This is a genomic window from Amycolatopsis sp. NPDC003861, from assembly GCF_053605405.1.
The window spans coordinates 1-18,444 of the sequence record NZ_JBSGJD010000120.1 but is presented as its reverse complement, the minus strand read 5'-3'; the positions used below and the strand labels follow the sequence as shown (position 1 = coordinate 18,444).

The following is an 18,444-nucleotide window of genomic DNA, read 5'->3' as shown; positions in this document are numbered from 1 at the left end:
GGTCGTTCCGCGGAGAACGCGCCGGCAGCAGCATCGCCGATGACAAGACTTGTGCGTCGACAAGGGAGGCACGCATGCCCACCTATCTCACGCCGGGGGTGTACGTCGAGGAGATCGAAGCCGGCGCACGGCCGATCGAGGGCGTGGGCACCGCAGTAGCCGCCTTCGTCGGCTTCGCGGCGGACGGCCCCTTCAACACCCCGACGCTGGTGTCCAACTGGGGCCAGTTCACCCAGACCTTCGGCGACTTCATCGAGGGCTGCTACCTGGCCCAGTCGGTCTACGGCTACTTCCTCAACGGCGGCACCAACTGCTACATCGTCCGGATCGGCGGCTCGCGCGCCAAGGACAACGGCGCCGCGCCGAAGCAGATCGCGGCCCGCCAGGCCGTGCTCGGCGGCTACCGCTTCGTCGCGAAGGAGCTGCCGGAGGGTAAGCCGGCCGGCGAAATCACCGTCGAGGTGGCCGACCCGACGGGCGAGAACCCCGCCGAGGACCGGTTCACCGTGCTGGTGAAGCAGGACGGCAAGGTCGTCGAGACCCACAACGTGACGACCAAGCGCACCAAGGAGAACGTCGTCACCGCGGTGCGGGAGAAGTCCGGCCTCATCACCATCGAAGAGGTCGCCACCGGCGGCGCGGTCACCAAGCCGGACAAGGGCACCGCGGTGCTCTCGGCGCCGCCGAAGGAGGACGGTGCCCCGCCGGTCCCCGGCCGGGTCGCGGCGAACGACTACGTCGGCGACGTCGCCGACCGGACCGGCTTCGGCGGCCTGGAGGCGATCGACGAGATCACCATGGTCGCGGCGCCGGACCTGATGGCCGCCTACCAGCGCGACCTGATCGACCTCGACACGGTCAAGGCCGTGCAGCTGGCGATGATCGCGCACTGCGAGCTGATGGGCGACCGGATGGCGATCATCGACCCGCCGCCCGCGCTCAACCCCCAGGAAGTCCGCAGCTGGCGGATGGACGCGGCCGGGTACGACTCGAAGTACGCCGCGCTCTACTACCCCTGGGTCCAGGTCCTCGACCCCGCGTCGGGCACGAACACGTTCGTCCCGCCGAGCGGCCACATGGCCGGCGTGTGGGCCCGCACCGACGCCACCCGCGGCGTCCACAAGGCCCCGGCCAACGAGGTCGTCCGCGGCGCCCTCGCCCTCGAGACGCACCTGACCAAGGCGGAGCAGGAACTGCTCAACCCGATCGGCGTCAACTGCGTGCGGTCGTTCTCCGGCAAGGGCATCCGGGTCTGGGGCGCGCGGACGCTGTCGAGCGACCCGGCGTGGCGCTACCTGAACGTCCGGCGGCTGTTCAACTACCTCGAGGAGTCGATCCTCGGCGGCACCCAGTGGGTCGTGTTCGAGCCCAACGACGACGCGCTGTGGGCCCGGATCCGGCGCACGATCAGCGCGTTCCTGGTGATGGAGTGGCGCAAGGGCGCGCTCTTCGGGCTGACCCCGGACGAGGCCTTCTTCGTCAAGTGCGACCGCGAGACCAACCCCGCCGAGGGCATCGACCTCGGCCAGGTGATCTGCGAAGTCGGCATCGCCCCGGTGAAACCGGCGGAGTTCGTCATCTTCCGGCTGGCCCAGATGTCCGGCGGCACCAGCCTCGTCAACGAGTGATGAAGGGGTTCTGACATGGCACTTCCCGATCTCGACAAGGCCGTCGGCCACTCCTTCGGGCTCGAGATCGACGGCGTCCAGATCAAGCAGATCTCCGAGGTCTCCGGCCTCAAGATGGAGCAGGACGTCATCGAGCTCAAGCAGAACACCGTCGACGGCAAGTACGTCATCAAGAAGCTGCCCGGCCGCCCCAAGGCGGGCGAGGTCACGCTGACCCGCGGCCTCACCGAGGACAACAGCTTCGAGAAGTGGGTCAAGGACGCCCACTTCGGCAAGATGACCACGGCCCGCAAGGGCGGCGCGATCATCGTCTACGACTACGAAGGCGCCGCGATCAAGCGCTACAAGCTCACCAACGCCTGGCCGAAGAGCCTGGAGATCGGCTCGCTGAAGGCCGGCGACACGAGCGTGCTCACCGAGAAGCTCGTCATCACCTACGAGCAGATGGAAGTCGAGTGAGCCGATGCGCAGGGTGATGGCCTCGGCGCCGGAGGCTCCCGTCGCTTCGGACGAGCCGCGCACCGAGCGGCCGAAGCTGCGGACGGAGTTCGCGTTCGAGCTCCCGCGCGGGTACGTCGACGACGAGGGCAAGGTGCACCACTCCGGGGTGATGCGCCTGGCCACCGCCCGCGACGAGCTGATCCCGCTGCGGGACGACCGGGTGCGCGAGAACTCGGCGTTCCTCACGGTGGTGCTGCTGGCCCGGGTGGTCACCCGGATCGGCGACATCACCGACGTGCACGCGGGGATCATCGAGAACCTGTTCGCCTCCGACCTGGCGTTCCTGCAGGACATGTACCGCCGGGTCAACAGCGAGGGCCACACCAGGGCGGGCGTGGCGTGCCCCGAGTGCGGCCACGGCTTCGTCGTCGACGTCGCCGGTGGCCGCCTGGGGGAATCGTGACGTACGCGGCCGACCGGCTGCACGAGGAAGTCGCGTACGTCGCCTACCACCTGCACTGGTCCCTCGACGACATCCTCGACCTCGAACACCCCGACCGGTTGACCTACGTCGCCGAGATCGCCCGGATCAACACCCGGATGAGCCAGGGACGGTGACGCTGGAATGTGGTTCCGCAGGAAGGAGCCTCCGCCTGCTGCTCCGGCTCCGGTCGCGTTGCCGGTGACGCGGGCGGAGTGGCGGAGTGTGGCGCCGATCCAGCGGGTGCTGGCCGAGCACCCGCTGGTGAACCCGGTGCAGCGGTTCAGCGCGACGCTGACGTCGTGGCAGAGCCCGGGCTACCTGGAGCCGCTCGGCCACCGGGTCGGCCCGGCGGAGCCCGCCGGCGTCATCGGCAACCTGCTGCGGCCGGCCACGGTGGGCGGGCCGCCGGTGCAGCGGGTCGTGGCTCCGGAATCTCCCGAGCTGCCACTGGCACTGCCGGTCGTGGGGAGGCCCGATGTCGTGCCGCGGCTGACGTCGGCGGGGAGGGTGGACACCCCGCCGGTGCGCACCCTCCAGGCGATCGCGGCACCGTCCCCTGTGGACACACCGGCGGCCTCGAGCAGCCCGGCGGAGGCGTTGGCAGCGCCCTTGACCGGGTCCTTGGAGGAGCCCTCGGTGACGCCCTCTCCGGCGCCGTCGGCTCCGGAACCTGAGCTGCCGCTCGTCCAGCGGACGGAGCAGGCAACCCCGCGACGGCTGGGGCTCGGCGCGCCGATGCTGCCTGCCCCCGCCGGAGGGGGACTCCCGGTGTCCCGCCTCGCGGACGCGCCGGGAGCGCCACCCGCGCCGGCGTCGCGGACGACCGGGTCACCACCGGTGAACAGCTTCCGCCCGTTCGAAGCCACGGAGCCGCCCGGGACACCAGGCGGCTCGACGAGCGTTTCCATGCCGTTGCCGGGGCCTCCGGCGCTGCCGGTCGCCTCGACGGCGCAGGAGCCGAGCGTGACGGTGTCCCGGATGGCTGAGACTCCGGCGCTCCCCGTGGCGGAGGAGCCGGGCGTTCGGGCGACGCAGGCAAACGAGCCTTCGACGCTGCCGGTGGCCCAGCGGTCTGCGCCAGCGGCGGCGTCCTCTGGTGCGCCGGAGGTGCAGAGGTCCACGCTGCCGGCGGCCGAGGCCTCGGTGGCGCAGGAGTCCTCGGCATCGGCGAGCCCGGTGCCACCGGTCGGGCAGGAGGCGCCGCTTCCGGTGCTGCGCGCGGTCGGATCTCCGGCAACGAAGCCGCCGGTGGACGCATCTCTCCCGACGACACCGGCCGGCCGGGGACCGCTGCTCCCGATCGCTCGAGCGGTCGAAGACTCACCAGGAGCGCCCCGGAGCGCTCCGCTCCCGGTCGCCCGCGCAGCCGGCAGTCCGGCCCCGATGACGAGGGCCATCGAGACCCCGGGACTTCCCGCGACTCACGCGGCCGAAGGCCCGGCGGACAGGACTGCGGTCCCGCCGGTGGCGATGGAATCCTCGGGGCATTCCGAGGATTCGGCGGGTGGGGCCGGGGTGCCGTCGTTGCCGGTGGCGAGGGCCATCGAGACTGCGGGACTTTCCGTGGGGCGCGTGGCCGAGGATTCGACGGGTGGGGTTGCGGTGCCGTCGTTGCCGGTGGCGAGGGCTATCGAACCTGCGGGACTGTCGGTGGCTCGCGCGGTCGACGACTCGGCGGGCGGGGCTGTGGTGCCCTCGTTGCCGGTGGCGAGGGCCATCGAGACTGCGGGGCCTTCCGTGGCCGAGGATTCGGCGGCCGGGGTTGCGGTGCCGTCGTTGCCGATGGCGAGGGCTATCGAACCTGCGGGACTTTCCGTGGCTCGCGTGGCCGAGGATTCGGCGAGTGGGGCAGGAGTGCCGTCGTTGCCGGTGGCGAGGGTTATCGAACCTGCGGGACTGTCGGTGGCTCGCGTGGCCGACGACTCGGCGGGCGGGGCCCGGGTGCCGTTGGCGTCGGCGATCGAATCCTCTGGACTTGCCGTAGCCCGCGCAGCCGACGACTCGGCGAGCGGGGCTGCGGTGCCGCCGCTTCCGGTGGCGAGGGCCATCGAAACCTCAGGACTGCCGGGCGGAGCGGAGAAGGCGGTGGCGATCGAAGCTCCGGGCCTGCCCGCGGCAGGAACCGCACTTCCGATCGCGCGACCGACCGAGACCCCGCCTCTTCCGGTGTCGCGGTCCATCGATGGTCCGCCGGCGACCGGAGTGGCACGGGCGATCGAAACCTCAGGACTCTCCGTGGCCCCGGCGCCCGAAGGCTCGGTGGGCAGGGCTGCGATGCCGTCCTTGCCGGTCGCGAGGGCCATCGAGACCTCGGGACTCTGGGGCGGAGCAGCGAAGCCGGTGGCGAGGGCTGTCGAGAGTCCGGGCCTGCCCGCGGCGGGAACCACGCTCCCGATCGCGCGAATGACCGAGACCCCGGTGCGACCCGTCGATGGCCCGCGAACACCGTCGACAGCAGCAGCACAGGCGATCGAGACCTCCCCGTTGACCGGAGCCGGGCTGCCGGAGCTCCCCGTGGCTCGCATGGCCGAAGGCTCGGCGCCCGTGGCGGGAGCCGCGCTGCCGCTCCTCGCGGCTCGCGCCGTCGAAAGCTCAGCAGGAGCACCGGTGCCGGCACGGGCGATCGAAACTCGCATCGCCGAAGCGCTGCCGCTCACCGTGGCTCGCGCCGCCGAGACCACCCACCACACCACCTCCGCGCTGGCTCGCACCGCGGACGCCGAGACCACAACCGCATCACCACTTCCCCTCGCCCGGGCGATCGACGGCACCCCTCGCACCCCCGATGCGCAGCTCCACACCGAACTGCCCGTCGCCAGGATCGTCGACCCGGCTCCACCGTCCACACCGGACCCACCACCCGTCCCTGCGCCCGCCCCCGCTCCGGCCGTCACCACGGTCGTCCAGCGCGACCCGGACCCCGTCCCCGCACCCGCCCCCGTCGCGGCACCACCGCCGCAGCCGGAAACCGAAGAGCTCGTCAAGAAGCTCTTCGATCCGCTCCTGCGCCGGCTCAAGACCGAACTTCGTCTCGATCGTGAGCGCCGGGGTGCGCTCACCGACCGCCCGCACTGAAGGAGGAGCCACCGATGGCGGACACCGAAGAGGCCGTTGCCGTCTGCTATGTCGTCAAGCTGGACGACAAGAACCTCGGCAACCTCGGCGCCTTCTCCAGCTGTGACGGCCTCGGCTGCGAATTCGTCATGGAACAGCGGGAAGAAGGCGGCAACAACGGCATGGTCTGGCAGCTGCCGACCCGGATCAAGTACTCGAACATCAAGCTCTCGCGCCCGGTCACCGAGGCCAGCTCGCAGATCACCAAGTGGTTCGCCAGCCTGGCGAGCGGGATCGAACGCAAGACCGCCACCATCGAGGCGCGCACCCTCGAAGGGAAGGTCATCGCCAGCTGGGCGCTCGAAGGCGTCGTCCCGGTGCGGTGGAGCGGGCCGCAGCTCTCGCCCGACTCACCCAAAGTCGCCACCGAGACCCTCGAACTGGCCCACCACGGCTTCCTCAGCCCGGCGAAGAAGGGCTGACGCCGATGTCCTCACCCGTCGCCTTCACCTCGGCCGGAGCCCAGTCCACGGCGGCCTACAGTTCAGGCGCGCCCAGCAACCTGCAGCGCGCCCTGCTCGAAGTGCGGAAGCCGCCTCAGTCCGGGGGGACCGGGCAGCCGCCCGGGGACAAGATGTTCGACATCAAGTTCCAGTTCAACCCCAAGGAACTGTCGGTCAGCAAGAACGCCAAGTGGGGCCGGGACGCGCAGCCGAACGCCAAGAAGAGCGCGCCGCCGCAGTTCAAGGGGTCGGATCCGGCCAAGCTGGCGCTCGAAATGTTCCTCGACGCCACCGACAAGATGGACGACGCCGTCGTCAAGAAGGTCGAGCAGCTGTTCACCTGCTGCGTGGCCACCGAGGACAGCCGCCAGCACAAGAAGCCCTCGCCGCCGTGGGTGATCTTCAAGTGGGGCGGGATGACCGGCTTCCCCGCCTACGTCGCCTCCGTCACCGCGAAGTACACCCTGTTCACGCCGTCGGGGACGCCGGTGCGCGCGGTCTGCACGGTCAACCTGGAGGAGATCTCCGGCGAGCTGGGCGGCCAGAACCCGACCTCCGGCGCGCTCGCCGCGCGGGACACGCACGTGCTCGTCGCCGGGGACTCGCTGCCCTCGGTCGCGTTCCGCGCCTACGGTGACGCCGGGAAGTGGCGCGAGATCGCCGCCGCCAACGACATCGACGACCCGATGCGGCTGCGGCCCGGCACCCGGCTCCTGGTGCCCGCGCTGGAGGAGCTCGATGGCTAACGAGACCTTCACGAACACCCTCCTGGTCGAGGTCGAGGGCACCACGCTGCCCGACGACGTCAAGGTGATGCTCAGCTACGCCTACGTCGACGACAGCCGGAACCTGCCGGACACCTTCGTGCTGCGCTTCCGCGACCCCGGGACCGTCGTGCTGGAGAAGGGCAAGTTCAAGGTCGGGGCCAAGATCCGGCTCAAGGTCCAGACGTCGGACCCGGAAGGCCCGCAGGACCTGCTCTCCGGCGAGGTCACCGCGGTCGCGATCGACCTCGACAACCACGGCACCTTCACCGAGGTCCGCGGGTACGACCACGCGCACCGGCTGTTCCGCGGCCGCCGGGTCACCGCGTACCCGAACATGACCATCGCCGACGTCGTGCGCAAGGTCGCCCAGCGCGCGAACATCCCGGTCGGCAAGATCGACAACGTCAGGGGCTTCGGCGGCCGGCCGAACACCCAGCTGTCCCAGGACAACGTCAGCGACTGGGAGTTCCTGTCCCGGCTGGCCGACGCGGTGGGCGCGCGGATCGCCGTCCGGGACGGGAAGCTGAACTTCGAACTGCCGGAGCAGCCGTCCGGCGCCCCCTCGACCACCACCAAGGCCACCGCGGACCCGCTCGTCCTCGAGGCCCACGGCACGCTGCTCAACCTGCGCGCCAGCGTCACCGCGGCCGAGCAGGTCCCCGAGGTGCGGGTCACCGGCTGGGACTACGAGAACAAGCAGCCGATCACCGGCACCGCGACCCCGAAGAACGCGGGCACCGAAGTCCCGGGGGTGGACCCGGTGGCGCTGGCGGGCAAGTTCGCCAGCCCGCCCTTCCTCGACGCCGCCGCGCCCCGGCGCGCCCAGGGCGAGGCGGACGCGACCGCGAAGGCACTCGCCGAACGGTTCGGCAGCGCCTGCACCGAACTCGACGGCGTCGCCAAGGGCAACCCGAAGCTGCGCGCGGGCACCGCCGTCACGCTCACCGGCGTCGGCCAGCCCTTCTCCGGCAAGTACACGCTGACCAGCACGCGCCACCTGTTCAACGACGAGGTCGGCTACACCACCGAGTTCGCCGTGTCCGGCCGCCAGGAACGCTCGCTCTACGGCCTGGTCGCGGGCGGGGCGAAGACTTCGGCGTGGCCGGGGGTCGTCCCCGCGCAGGTGACCGACCTCAAGGACCCGGCGAAGCTCGGCCGCGTCAAGCTCACGTTCCCCTGGCTGGACAAGGACTTCACGAGCACCTGGGCGCGCACGGTCCAGCCCGGCGCGGGCAAGGACCGCGGCGCGGTGGTGCTGCCGGAGGTCGGCGACGAGGTCCTGGTGGGCTTCGAACACGGCGACTTCGAAGCGCCCTACGTCCTCGGCGGCCTCTACAACAGCAAGGACGCGGCGCCGTCGAAGTTCACCAAGGCGATCGTCGACGGCAACAGCGGGGAGGTGGCGCTGCGCGGGTTCGTCTCGCGGAAGGGCCACAAGCTGGAGTTCGCCGAGGACGACGGCATCATCCTGTCGTCGGGGGACGCGAAGTTCGTGGTCAAGATCGACCAGAAGAACCAGGTCATCGAGGTGACCAGCGGCAAGAGCGTCACGGTCAAGGCGCAGAACGGCGTGAGCATCGACGCCGGCACCGGGCCGCTGGAGCTCAAGGGCCAGAAGGTGTCCGTGAAGTCCCAGACCGACGCCAGCATCGAGGCGTCCGCCCAGCTGAAACTGAGCGGCACGGCCGGCGCGAAGCTCGAAGGCGCCACCGTCTCGGTCGCGGGCCAGGGCCAGACGGAGCTGACCGCGAGCGGTGTCGTCACCGTGCGCGGCAGCGTGGTCAAGATCAACTGACGGGGGAGTGCGCATGCCACCAGCCGCGAGGGTCGGCGACCCGACCGGGCACCCCGGCGTCATCGCCGGCCCGGGGGTGCCGACCGTGCTGATCGGCGGGATGCCCGCCGCGAACGTCGGGACGCTGCACACGTGCTCGTTCCCGCCGCCCGCGGTGCACCCGCCGACGCCGATCGCGCCGCCGGGCTGCCCGACGGTGCTCATCGGCGGCATGCCCGCGGCCCGGATGGGAGACCTGGCCGCCTGCGGCGCGCCGATCGTCATGGGCTGCCCGACCGTCCTGATCGGAGGCTGACATGGACTTCCTCGGCCGGGGACTGGCGTTCCCGCTCCACACCGACGCGACCGGCTCGATCGCGCTGGTCGGCGGCGAGCGCGAGGTCGTCGAGAGCATCCGGCTGATCCTGGCGACCTCGCCGGGCGAGCGCCCGATGCGTCCCGAGTTCGGCTGCGCGGTGCACGACCTCGTGTTCGCGCCCGCCGACGCGGCGACCGCCGGGCAGATCGCCTACGAGGTCCGGGTCGCACTGGAGCGCTGGGAGCCGCGGATCACCCTCGACGACGTCGTCGTCAGCTTCGACGAAGCCGACCGGGGCACCCTGCTGATCGACATCCGCTACCGGCTGCGCGGCACCAACGACCCACGCAACCTCGTCTTCCCGTTCTACGTCATCCCGCCGCACGAGTCCGTAGAGGACGGTGCGTGATGTCGCTGCCGATGCCCAACCTCGACGACCGCCGGTTCCAGGACCTGGTCGACGAAGCCAAGTACCTGGTCCAGCGCAACTGCCCGGAGTGGACCGACCACAACGTCTCCGACCCCGGCGTCACGCTGATCGAGACGTTCGCGCAGATGGTCGACCAGCTGCTCTACCGGCTCAACCGGGTGCCCGACCGGCACTACCTGCGGTTCCTCGACCTGATCGGGGTCCGGCTGTTCCCGCCGGCCGCGGCGCGGGCCGACGTGACGTTCTGGCTCTCGGCCGCCCGCGACGTCCCGGTGGTCGTCGCGAGCGGCAAGCAGGTCGCGAGCGTGCGCAACGAGGTCGAGGACCCGGTGGTCTTCACGGTGGAGCGGACGCTGAACATCGTGCCGTGCTCGCTCGCGCACCTGGCGACCGGCACGGCCGACGCCGGCCTGCCGCCGGTCGACCGCACCGACGAACTGCTCGTCGGCGGCGGCCCCGCGGCCTTCTCCGAAACCCCGGCCCCCGGCGACTCCGTCCTCTTCGGACTGTCGGACGCCGTGCCCGGCTGCGCGGTGCTGCTGCGGATGAACTGCGAGGTCGAAGGCCAGGGTGTCGACCCGCGCGACCCGCCGTGGCTGTGGGAGGCCTGGGACGGCACCGGTTGGGCGGCGTGCGAGGTCGACCGCGACAGCACCGGCGCGTTCAACCGGGCCGGCGACATCGTGGTGCACGTCCCGGCCGGGCACGCGATGTCGGTGCTCGCGCGGCAGCGGGCCGGCTGGCTGCGGTGCCGGCTGGTCGAGGCCAAGCAGAACCAGCCGTTCTACCAGCGCCCGCCGCGGCTGCACGCGGTCGAGGCCTCCACCATCGGCGGCACGGTCGGGGCCGTGCACGCCGAGATCATCCGCAACGAGGTTGTCGGGACGTCGGACGGCACGCCGGGCCAGCGGTTCCCGCTCGGCCGGCCCCCGGTGGTCGTCGGGGAGGGCGAACTGGTCGTCGAGGTCTCGGGCCCGGACGGCTGGCAGCCGTGGACCGAGGTCCGCTCCTTCGCCGACTCCGGCCCGGACGACCGGCACGTCCTGCTCGACCGGGTCGGCGGGCAGGTCGAGTTCGGGCCCGCGGTGCGCCAGCCCGAGGGCGGCCTCCGGTACTACGGGGCGGTCCCGGCCAAGTCCGCCGCGATCCGGGTGCCCGAGTACCGCTCCGGCGGCGGGCGGCGCGGCAACGTCGCCCGCGAGGTCCTCGAAGTGCAGCGGGACCCGATCCCGTTCGTCAGCAGCGTGGTGAACCGCCGCCCGGCGATCGGCGGGGTGGACGGCGAATCGGTCCGGGACGCGGCGGTCCGCGGCCCGCTGCTGCTGCGCACCCGCGACCGGGCCGTGACCGCCGAGGACTACGAACAGCTCGCCCGCGAGGCGGCACCGGAAGCGGCCCGGGTGCGCTGCATCCCGGCGCACGGGCCCGACGGCCGCGAGACCGGCGCGATCCGGGTGCTCGTCGTGCCGGCCGTGCCCGACACCGGTGAGCTCGCCTTCGCGACCCTGATGCTCGAAGCCGGCATGCGCGCCCGGATCGAGCGCCACCTCGGCGAACGCCGCTGCGTGGGCGCGCTCGTGTCCGTGGAACCCCCGTTCTACCAGGGGGTGACGGTGGTGGCGCGGCTGCGCGCCCGGCGCCGGACGACGGCGGGGACCCTGGGCGCCCGGGCGAGCCAGGCCCTCTACGACTACTTCAACCCGATCAGCGGCGGCCCCGACGGCGACGGCTGGCCCTTCGGCCGCCCGGTCCAGTCGGGCGAGGTGTTCGCGGTGCTGCAACGGCTTCCCGGCGTCGAGCTGGTGGAGGACGTGCGGCTGTTCGCGGCCAACCCGATCACGCGGGAGCGGGGCGAGCAGGTGGACCGGCTGGACCTGCCGCCGAACGCGCTCGCGTTCTCGTTCGGGCACCAGGTGCGGGTGCGGGAGGCGGGCGCATGAGGACGGGCGTCCCCGGGCTGCCGACCCCGCACCCGATCGGCGAGCAGCTGCCCTCGGTGTACGCCGAGGACCGGTTCGTGCAGGGGTTCACCGGCGCCCTCGACGAGGTCCTCGCGCCGGTCATCTCCACTTTGGACAACTTCTCGGGCTACCTCGACCCGGGCGTGGCGCCCGCCGACTTCGTCGGCTGGCTGGCCCACTGGGTCGCGTTGCGCGTCGACGAGAGCTGGAGCCCGGAACAGCTGCGGCAGCTCGTGACGCGGTCGGTCGACCTGCACCGGTGGCGCGGCACGCGGCGCGGGCTCACCGACCACGTGCGGCTGCTGACCGGCGGCGTGGTCGAGGTGACCGACAGCGGCGGGGTCGTCGCCGACCCGCAGCCGGGCGCACCGCTGCCGGACCCGGGTCCGCCGTGGGTGCGGGTGCTCGTGCGGGTGCCCGATCCGGCGCGGGTCGACGTGCGCCGGCTGACGGCGACGGTCGTGGATGCGGTGCCCGCCCACGTGCGGGTCACGGTGGAAGTGCTGGAGGGCTGACGGAGATGGTCATCTACGCGGAGTGCGGGCACCAGGGGCCCGCCGACGTCGAGTTCTGCGGCGAATGCGGCCGCTACCTGAAGTGGGACGACGACGGCCCGGTCGCGGTCAAGGCCCAGCCGGTGGTGCAGCAGCAGGTCGTGCAGCCCGCGGAGCCGATCGCCCCGGTCCGGCAGCCGGTGCAGCAGACGGTGGAGGAGCAGGTCCTCAACCCGGGCGACCTGATCTGCGGCCGGTGCGGCAAGGGCAACGCGCCGACCCGCAACTTCTGCAACCGCTGCGGCGCGTCGCTGGCCGAGTCCGAGGTCGTCAAGACGTCGTGGTGGCGGCGGCTGTTCGGCCGCAAGCCGAAGGAGCACAAGGCGGGGGCGCGGCCGGGCCAGGACGGGGTCCGCCGCCGGACCGGCCGGGCCGGGGCCGCGCGCCGCACCGTCGGGAAGGTGATCCGCCGGGCCGTCGCCGTGGCGCTCATCTTCTCGGCGCTGATCTACGCGCTGTACCAGCCGTTCCGCACCGCGATCAACACCGCGGCGGTGGGCCTGTGGAGCCAGGTGACCGGCATCTTCGAGGCCAAGCTGAACCCGGTCCACCCGATCAAGGTGACCGCGACCGCGCAGGCGAACGGCCACGCGGCCCCGCTGGTCGCCGACAACGCCAAGAACACGTTCTGGGCGGCCCCGGGCGACAAGGAACAGGTGCTGGTGTTCACCTTCGACCACCCGGCGGACCTGCGGAAGGCGATCGTGTACTCCGGCGACGCGGCGAACTTCCCGGCCGCGCACCGGCCGCAGAAGCTGCACCTGGTGTTCTCCACCGGCAAGACCTACGACATGGTGCTGGCCGACACGCCGGACTCCCAGGAAGTCCCGATCGAGAACAGCGAAGGCGCCACGAGCGTCGAGCTGCACGTGACCGGGCTGTACCGCTCGCTCGACGGCACGGACGTCGCGATCTCCGAGATCGAGCTGTTCGAAGCCGGCTGAGCATCCGAAGTCTTTTGGGGAGGACCGACCATGCGCGCGAACCGAGCGGTGGCGGGCATCGCGGTCGTCGCGGTGCTCGGCGGCTGGGCGATCAGCGGAGCGCTCTCGCCGACCGAAGCACAGGCACCGGCGCCGGTGGCCGCGCCGTACCGCGTCGGGTACGTCAGCGACGCCACCACCGGCCTCTACGAGGCCACCGGCGAAGGCGCGGCGCCCGCGCTGCCGGCCGGGGCCGGCGGCGTCGATTCCGACGCGTCCGCGAGCACCGGCGGCCTCGTGTGGGTGAGCCACCGCGCCGCCGCCGGGGGTGCCGAGCAGGACGGCGAGCTGTACTACCTCCCCGACGGCGCCCGGACGGCGGTGCCGCTGACGAACGACGACGCCGTCGACCTGCACCCGGCGCTGTCGCCGGACGGCCGCACGGTCGCGTTCGCCTCCGAACGCACCGGCAGCCGGAAGCTGTTCGTGATCGGCGTGGACGGCCGCGGCCTCCGCCAGGTGACGTCCGGCCCGGCGACCGACGACTCCCCGAGCTGGTCGCCCGACGGCACCCGCCTGGCGTTCAGCAGCACCCGCGACGACCCGGCCGGGGACATCTACACCGTCCCGGCCGCCGGCGGGACCCCGACGCGCCTGACCGCCGACCCCGCCGCCGACACCCAGCCGGCGTGGGGCCCGGCGCGGATCGCGTTCACCACCACCCGCTTCCACCCGGCCGGCGACGTGGCGCTGGTCGCCGAAACCGGCGGCGCGGTCACCCGCGCGGTCCCCGACCCCGGCGACTCGGCGGAGCCGGCGTGGTCGCGCGACGGTGCCCGGCTGGCCTTCACGACCCACGCGCAGGACCCGCTCGGCGACGTCAAGGAGATCGCGGGCGGCCGGATCTCGGTCATCTCGGCGCTGCCGGACACCGGCGAGACCGAGCCGGCGTTCCGCCCGGACGGCCGTCCGGTGTTCACCGAGCTGCGCACCGGGGCCACCTCGGACATCTGGAGCGCGGACGCCACCGGCGGCGACCGCCGGGACCTCACGAACCGCCCCGGCGCCGACGAGTTCGACCCCGCGTTCTCCGCCGACGGCTCCCAGCTGGCCTACACCCAGGCCGATCCGGGCGAGTCCGTGCAGACCGAGGTCGTCGTGGCGAACGCCGACGGCAGCGCACCCCGCGCGCTGACCGGCCCGCGGGACGGGACCAAACGCGAACAGCACCCGGCCTGGTCGCCGGACGCCACGATGATCGCGTTCACCAACACCGCCATCCGCGGCGAAACCCGCTCCGACACCGTGCGGATCGCCCGCGTGGCGGACGGCCGGATCCTCGGCGAGATCCCGATCCCGCCGTACCTGACCGGCCGCGACACGCAGCCGGTGTGGTCGGCCGACGGCACGAAGATCACCCTGACGCGCGCGGCCTCGCGGATCGCGCCGCCGCCACCGGGGCGGGTGCAGCCGACGGTGGTGGACATGCCGGTCGGACAGGGCAGTTCCGGCTCGGTGCCCAAGACGGTCCCGACGGACAAGGTCCCGGCGCAGCCGGACATCGTGCTGCTGATGGACCAGACGGGGTCGATGAACGGGGTCATCGAGAACGTCAAGACGAACCTCGGCAAGGTCATCGAGGAAGTGCAGAAGGTGCAGCCGTCGGCGAACTTCGCGGTGGCCGCGTACGGCGACCGCGTGGACGACCACCCGGGCGAAGGCCCGCCGCCGAACCCGCCGCGGTCGTTCCACGTCCAGCAGCCGCTCACCCCGGCCGACACCGACGAGCAGCGCAAGCTGCTCACCGACGCCTTCGGCCGGATCACCGCCACCGGCGGCGACGACACCGCCGAAGACTGGTACGACGCCCTCGAGAAGGTCTCGACGGGCGCGATCGGCTTCCGCGACACCAGCAACCGGATCGTGGTGCTGGTCGGCGACGCCGCCAGCCACGAGTCGCCGGCCGACAACGAGCGGGGCACGTTCCCGACGACCGCGGCCGTCGTCGACGCGCTGACGGCCGCGAAGATCCGGGTGGTCGCGGTCCCGGCCGTGACGAGCAGCGGCGGCTCGGAAAGCAGCCTCGCCGAAGAGAACGACGGAGCCCTCGACGGCCGCGGCCAGGCGAGCGCGATCACCAAGGCCACCGACGGCGTCCTGACCGAGAGCACCGACCCCGGCCAGATCAGCACCGCGATCGTGAAGGGGATCACCGACCTCCAAGTGAAGGTGCAGCCGGTGCCGTTCTGCGACCCGGGCCTGACGCTCACGTTCGACCCCGACGGGACGCCGCAGGTGCCCGGCGGCACCGACGCGCACTTCGTCGAGATCGCCACGGTCTCGCCGACCGCACCGATCGGAGCTTTCCTGCACTGCCGGGTCGAGTTCCGGCTGAACGGCGAGTCCGCCGTCCGGCCCGGCTACACCGAAGACGTCACCGTGCGGGTCAAGGATCCGCGGCTGCCGCTGATCACCGTGCACGACAAGACCGTCACCGGTACCGCGCCCACGGTCATCGACTACCCGGCGACCGCGATCGACGCCGACCGCGAAACACCGCTCACGCCGTTCTGCACGCCGTCGTCCGGGAGCCTCTTCCCGGTCGGCGCCACCACGGTGACGTGCACGGCGACCGGGCGCGGCGGCACCGCGACCGAGACCGCCGTGATGTCCGTCGACCCCGGCGGGGACCGGCAGGAGCTGTGGCAGGTGGCGCTGACCGCCGGGCCGGACAGCGTCGTCGCCGGCACCCAGCGGGACCTCTCGCCGTCGTTCGGGGAGCCGTGCGGCACCGGGCGGCAGGGCTCGGCGGACGTCTCGCCGGACGGCGCCGCGCTGGTGTTCCACAACGACCGCCGTCAGCTCTGCGTGGCCCCCGCCGACGGCGGGCCCGGGCGGGTTCTGGTGCAGGACACCGGAACCGTGGACGACCCGGCCTGGTCGCCGGACGGCACGCTGGTCGCCTTCGACAGCGCACCCTCGGAGTCCCGGCCGAGCGTCCGGACCGTGCCATCGGCCGGCGGGGCGTCGGCGGTCCTGATCGCCGGTCCGGGTGGCGCGTCGCAGCCGGCGTTCCAGCGGATCGCCGACGTCGGGGTGACCGCCACCGCCGTCCCGGCCACCATCCCGTTCTCCGGGCTGACGACGTTCGAGTTCGTGGTCACCAACCACGGCGTCGCCGCTTCGCCCGGCGTCGGGCTGTTCGTCCGGCTGACCACGGGCCTGCGGCCGCAGGCGCCGATCACCAGCGCCGGCACCTGCACACCCGACCTCGTCTGCGCCTTCGGCACGCTCGCCCCGGGCGCGAGCGCGCGGGTGCGGTTCAGCGCCACCGGCACCGAACCGGGGGCGCAGGCCGCCACCGGCACGGTCACCACGGCCGGCCAGGACGCCGGCGCGCAGGACAACTCCGCCACGGCCGTGGTCACCGTCGGGCCGAAGCCGGCGCCCCCGGTCACGCCGGGCTCGCTGTCGGTGGGGCTGGCGGTGTCGGCGGTCCCGCTGTTCGTCGGCGGCGACGACGTGGTGCTGACCTTCTTGGTGCACAACGGTTCCGGGGCCCCCATGCCGAACGTCCGGCTGGTCACCCAGCTGCCGCCGCAGCTGCCCGCGACCTCGGTGGCACCGGGGTGCACGCCCGGTGGCGGCACCTGTGCGCTCGGGACGCTGGCCCCCGGCCAGACCGTCGAGATCCGGATTTCCCTGGCGGCCAAGGCCGCGGCCGACGCGCCGGTGTCCGGCACGGTCAGTACCAGCGGGCCGGACACCGACCCCGGGGACAACACGGCCAGTGGGCGGGTGGTGTTCCGCCAGCCGGTGGTCGCCGTCGATCCGGGCATCGCCCCGCTGGGCTCGGTCCCGCGCGTGACGGGCACGGACTTCCCGCCGGGCGCGACGGTCCGGCTGGCCTGGTCGGACGGGATCTCCGAGACGCCGGGCCTGGCCACCGTGGGCGTCGACGGGCGGTTCGAGGCGCAGTTCCTGGTCTTCCACCACGACCTGATCGGCCCGCGCACGCTGTCGGTCACTTCGGTGAGCGGTCCGAAGTTCGGGACGGCGCAGTCGAATCCGATCCTGGTGGTGCTGCGCACGGAACAACCACCGTTCATCTCGCGCGGCTGAGCCGCGCGAGAACCCGCTGCCCGTAGGGGCAATTACCGGCGCACGAGCGCACACCCGTCCGCTGGTGCCGGACCCGCGACACAGAAGGGAGACTTCCGCGCATGGGAGCAACGGCGACGCTGTCCGAGGCCGGCCTGGTCGCGGAACCCGGCCAGGAGACGAGCTGCACGGTGACCATCCGGAACGCCGGGCAGGTCGTCGACCAGTTCGCGATCGACGTCGTCGGCGACGCGAGTGGCTGGGCCACCGCGGAACCGGCGACGGTCAACCTGATGCCGGGGGAGACCGGGACGGTCACCGTGCGGTTCGCGCCGCCGCGGTCCTCCGACGTGCCCGCCGGGACGATTCCCTTCGGCGTGCGGGTGTTCTCGAGCGAGGACCCGGCCGGTTCGGTCGTCGAGGAGGGCACCGTCGAACTCGGCGCCTTCACCGAGGTGACCGCCGAGATCGTGCCGGCCAAGGTGGAGGGCAGCTCCAAGGCCGACTTCGAGGTCGCCGTCGACAACCGCGGCAACCGGCCGGTGGCCGTCGAGCTGAGCCCGCTGGACCCGGAGGACGAGCTGGACTTCCGGCTCGAGCGCGACCGGGCCGAACTGGCGCCGGGCACCGCCGCGTTCGTCCGGATGCGGGCCAAGCCGCGGAAGCGCTTCCTGCGCGGGCAGTCCGTCCGGCACCGCTTCCAGGTGTTCGTCACCGCCGACGGGGCCGAGCCGCTCAAGACCGAAGGCACCATGGTGCAGCGGCAGGTCCTGCCGAAGTGGTTGCTGCCGGCGCTCGCCGCGCTGCTCGTCCTCCTGCTCGCCCTGGTGACGCTGTGGTTCACCGTACTGCGGCCCGCCGTGAAGTCGGCCGCCCGCGAGGCCGCGCAGGAACAGAACCAGGAGATCGTGAAGGCGGCGCAGGACGCCGGCGCCGGGGCCGACCAGGCGAAGAAGAACGCCGATCAGGCCAAGCAGAACTCCGAACAGGCGATGAAGGCCGTCGGCCTGACCCCTCCGGGCGACAACCCCGCGCCGCCGGGCTCGGGTCCGGGCGGCACGCCCCCGACCCGCGTCTCGAACGCCGCCGCCGACGGCACGCCGACGGACTTCCGGGTGGCCGCGGACGCGAAGATCGACTCGAACGTCAACCGGTTCGCCGAATTCCCCTACACGCTGCCGGATCCCGGCAAGACGCTGGTGATCACCGACCTGATCCTGCAGAACCCGCGGGGCGACACCGGAACCCTGCGCCTGCTGCGGGACGCCGGTGGCACCAAGACGGTCTTGCTGGAGGTCGGCCTCTCGAACTTCCGCGACCTCGACCACCACTGGCTGCAGGCCTGGCGGTTCCAGCCGGGGGAGAAGATCGTGCTCGCGGTCAGCTGCCAGAACCCGCCGGACCGCGGCCGCTGCACGCCGTCGGTCTCCTTCTCCGGCCGGGTCGAGTAAACCGTGCCGGCCACCCGCGTCGTGAGTGGTAAGGCGGGTTCTAACCCGCCTTAC

General features: G+C 72.5%; 17 protein-coding genes. 15 read left to right on the top strand and 2 right to left on the bottom strand.

The features are described 5' to 3' along the window. Window positions 1-74: 74 nt before the first annotated feature. The 4 genes from ACWEVN_RS27010 to ACWEVN_RS26995 are packed head-to-tail and all read left to right on the top strand — an operon-like array spanning window position 75 to window position 2,687. Entirely contained in the window at window positions 75-1,628 is a 1,554-nt protein-coding gene (locus ACWEVN_RS27010; protein WP_452053153.1) for a phage tail sheath family protein, read from the top strand. A 15-nt stretch (window positions 1,629-1,643) separates the two neighbouring features. Then, on the top strand, window positions 1,644-2,087 hold the full coding sequence (locus ACWEVN_RS27005) for a phage tail protein (protein ID WP_043785975.1): 444 nt from the start codon (window positions 1,644-1,646) through the stop codon (window positions 2,085-2,087). A 4-nt stretch (window positions 2,088-2,091) separates the two neighbouring features. Then, on the top strand, window positions 2,092-2,532 hold the full coding sequence (locus tag ACWEVN_RS27000; RefSeq protein ID WP_310972886.1) for a hypothetical protein: 441 nt from the start codon (window positions 2,092-2,094) through the stop codon (window positions 2,530-2,532). Beyond that, entirely contained in the window at window positions 2,529-2,687 is a 159-nt protein-coding gene (locus ACWEVN_RS26995) for a DUF6760 family protein (RefSeq protein WP_003098516.1), read from the top strand. Before ACWEVN_RS27000 ends, ACWEVN_RS26995 begins: the two co-directional genes overlap by 4 nt. A gap of 180 nt (window positions 2,688-2,867) precedes the next feature. Here ACWEVN_RS26995 and ACWEVN_RS26990 read toward each other — a convergent pair whose 3' ends face one another. Both ACWEVN_RS26990 and ACWEVN_RS26985 read right to left on the bottom strand, forming a co-directional pair. Further along, on the bottom strand, window positions 2,868-3,461 hold the full coding sequence (locus ACWEVN_RS26990; protein WP_452053152.1) for a hypothetical protein: 594 nt from the start codon (window positions 3,459-3,461) through the stop codon (window positions 2,868-2,870). A gap of 513 nt (window positions 3,462-3,974) precedes the next feature. Beyond that, window positions 3,975-4,856: a hypothetical protein gene (locus ACWEVN_RS26985; protein WP_452053151.1), complete on the bottom strand. Its 882-nt coding sequence runs from the start codon at window positions 4,854-4,856 to the stop codon at window positions 3,975-3,977. Window positions 4,857-5,160: 304 nt separating this feature from the next. Between ACWEVN_RS26985 and ACWEVN_RS26980 the strand changes: the two genes are divergently transcribed. The 11 genes from ACWEVN_RS26980 to ACWEVN_RS26930 all read left to right on the top strand — a co-directional run bounded on the left by ACWEVN_RS26980 (window position 5,161) and on the right by ACWEVN_RS26930 (window position 18,390). Next, window positions 5,161-5,628, top strand: coding sequence for a hypothetical protein (locus ACWEVN_RS26980; protein WP_452053150.1), 468 nt, complete (start codon window positions 5,161-5,163; stop codon window positions 5,626-5,628). 14 nt (window positions 5,629-5,642) lie between these two features. Beyond that, window positions 5,643-6,089, top strand: a complete 447-nt coding sequence (locus ACWEVN_RS26975) for a phage tail protein (protein WP_449684909.1) — start codon at window positions 5,643-5,645, stop codon at window positions 6,087-6,089. A gap of 5 nt (window positions 6,090-6,094) precedes the next feature. After that, window positions 6,095-6,856 carry a CIS tube protein gene (locus ACWEVN_RS26970; RefSeq protein ID WP_449684910.1) on the top strand — a complete coding sequence of 254 codons (762 nt, stop codon included), beginning with the start codon at window positions 6,095-6,097 and terminating at the stop codon, window positions 6,854-6,856. Beyond that, a complete protein-coding gene (locus tag ACWEVN_RS26965; protein WP_452053149.1) occupies window positions 6,849-8,672 on the top strand; it encodes a VgrG-related protein in 1,824 nt (607 codons plus the stop codon). Before ACWEVN_RS26970 ends, ACWEVN_RS26965 begins: the two co-directional genes overlap by 8 nt. A 13-nt stretch (window positions 8,673-8,685) precedes the next feature. Continuing rightward, on the top strand, window positions 8,686-8,967 hold the full coding sequence (locus ACWEVN_RS26960; protein ID WP_364268765.1) for a PAAR domain-containing protein: 282 nt from the start codon (window positions 8,686-8,688) through the stop codon (window positions 8,965-8,967). A gap of 1 nt (window position 8,968) precedes the next feature. Beyond that, window positions 8,969-9,379: a GPW/gp25 family protein gene (locus ACWEVN_RS26955; RefSeq protein WP_310972881.1), complete on the top strand. Its 411-nt coding sequence runs from the start codon at window positions 8,969-8,971 to the stop codon at window positions 9,377-9,379. Next, window positions 9,379-11,340 carry a putative baseplate assembly protein gene (locus ACWEVN_RS26950; protein WP_449684912.1) on the top strand — a complete coding sequence of 654 codons (1,962 nt, stop codon included), beginning with the start codon at window positions 9,379-9,381 and terminating at the stop codon, window positions 11,338-11,340. The genes ACWEVN_RS26955 and ACWEVN_RS26950 overlap by 1 nt, the downstream gene beginning before the upstream one ends. Next, complete coding sequence (locus ACWEVN_RS26945; protein WP_452053148.1) at window positions 11,337-11,876, top strand: phage tail protein; 540 nt, start codon at window positions 11,337-11,339, stop codon at window positions 11,874-11,876. Before ACWEVN_RS26950 ends, ACWEVN_RS26945 begins: the two co-directional genes overlap by 4 nt. 5 nt (window positions 11,877-11,881) lie before the next feature. Then, window positions 11,882-12,859, top strand: a complete 978-nt coding sequence (locus ACWEVN_RS26940) for a zinc ribbon domain-containing protein (RefSeq protein WP_449684914.1) — start codon at window positions 11,882-11,884, stop codon at window positions 12,857-12,859. Window positions 12,860-12,889: 30 nt separating this feature from the next. Next, the gene (locus ACWEVN_RS26935; protein WP_452053147.1) at window positions 12,890-16,960 is read left to right on the top strand and encodes a VWA domain-containing protein; all 4,071 of its coding nucleotides are present in this window, start codon (window positions 12,890-12,892) and stop codon (window positions 16,958-16,960) included. Window positions 16,961-17,061: 101 nt separating this feature from the next. Further along, window positions 17,062-18,390: a COG1470 family protein gene (locus ACWEVN_RS26930; RefSeq protein WP_452053146.1), complete on the top strand. Its 1,329-nt coding sequence runs from the start codon at window positions 17,062-17,064 to the stop codon at window positions 18,388-18,390. Window positions 18,391-18,444: the final 54 nt, after the last annotated feature.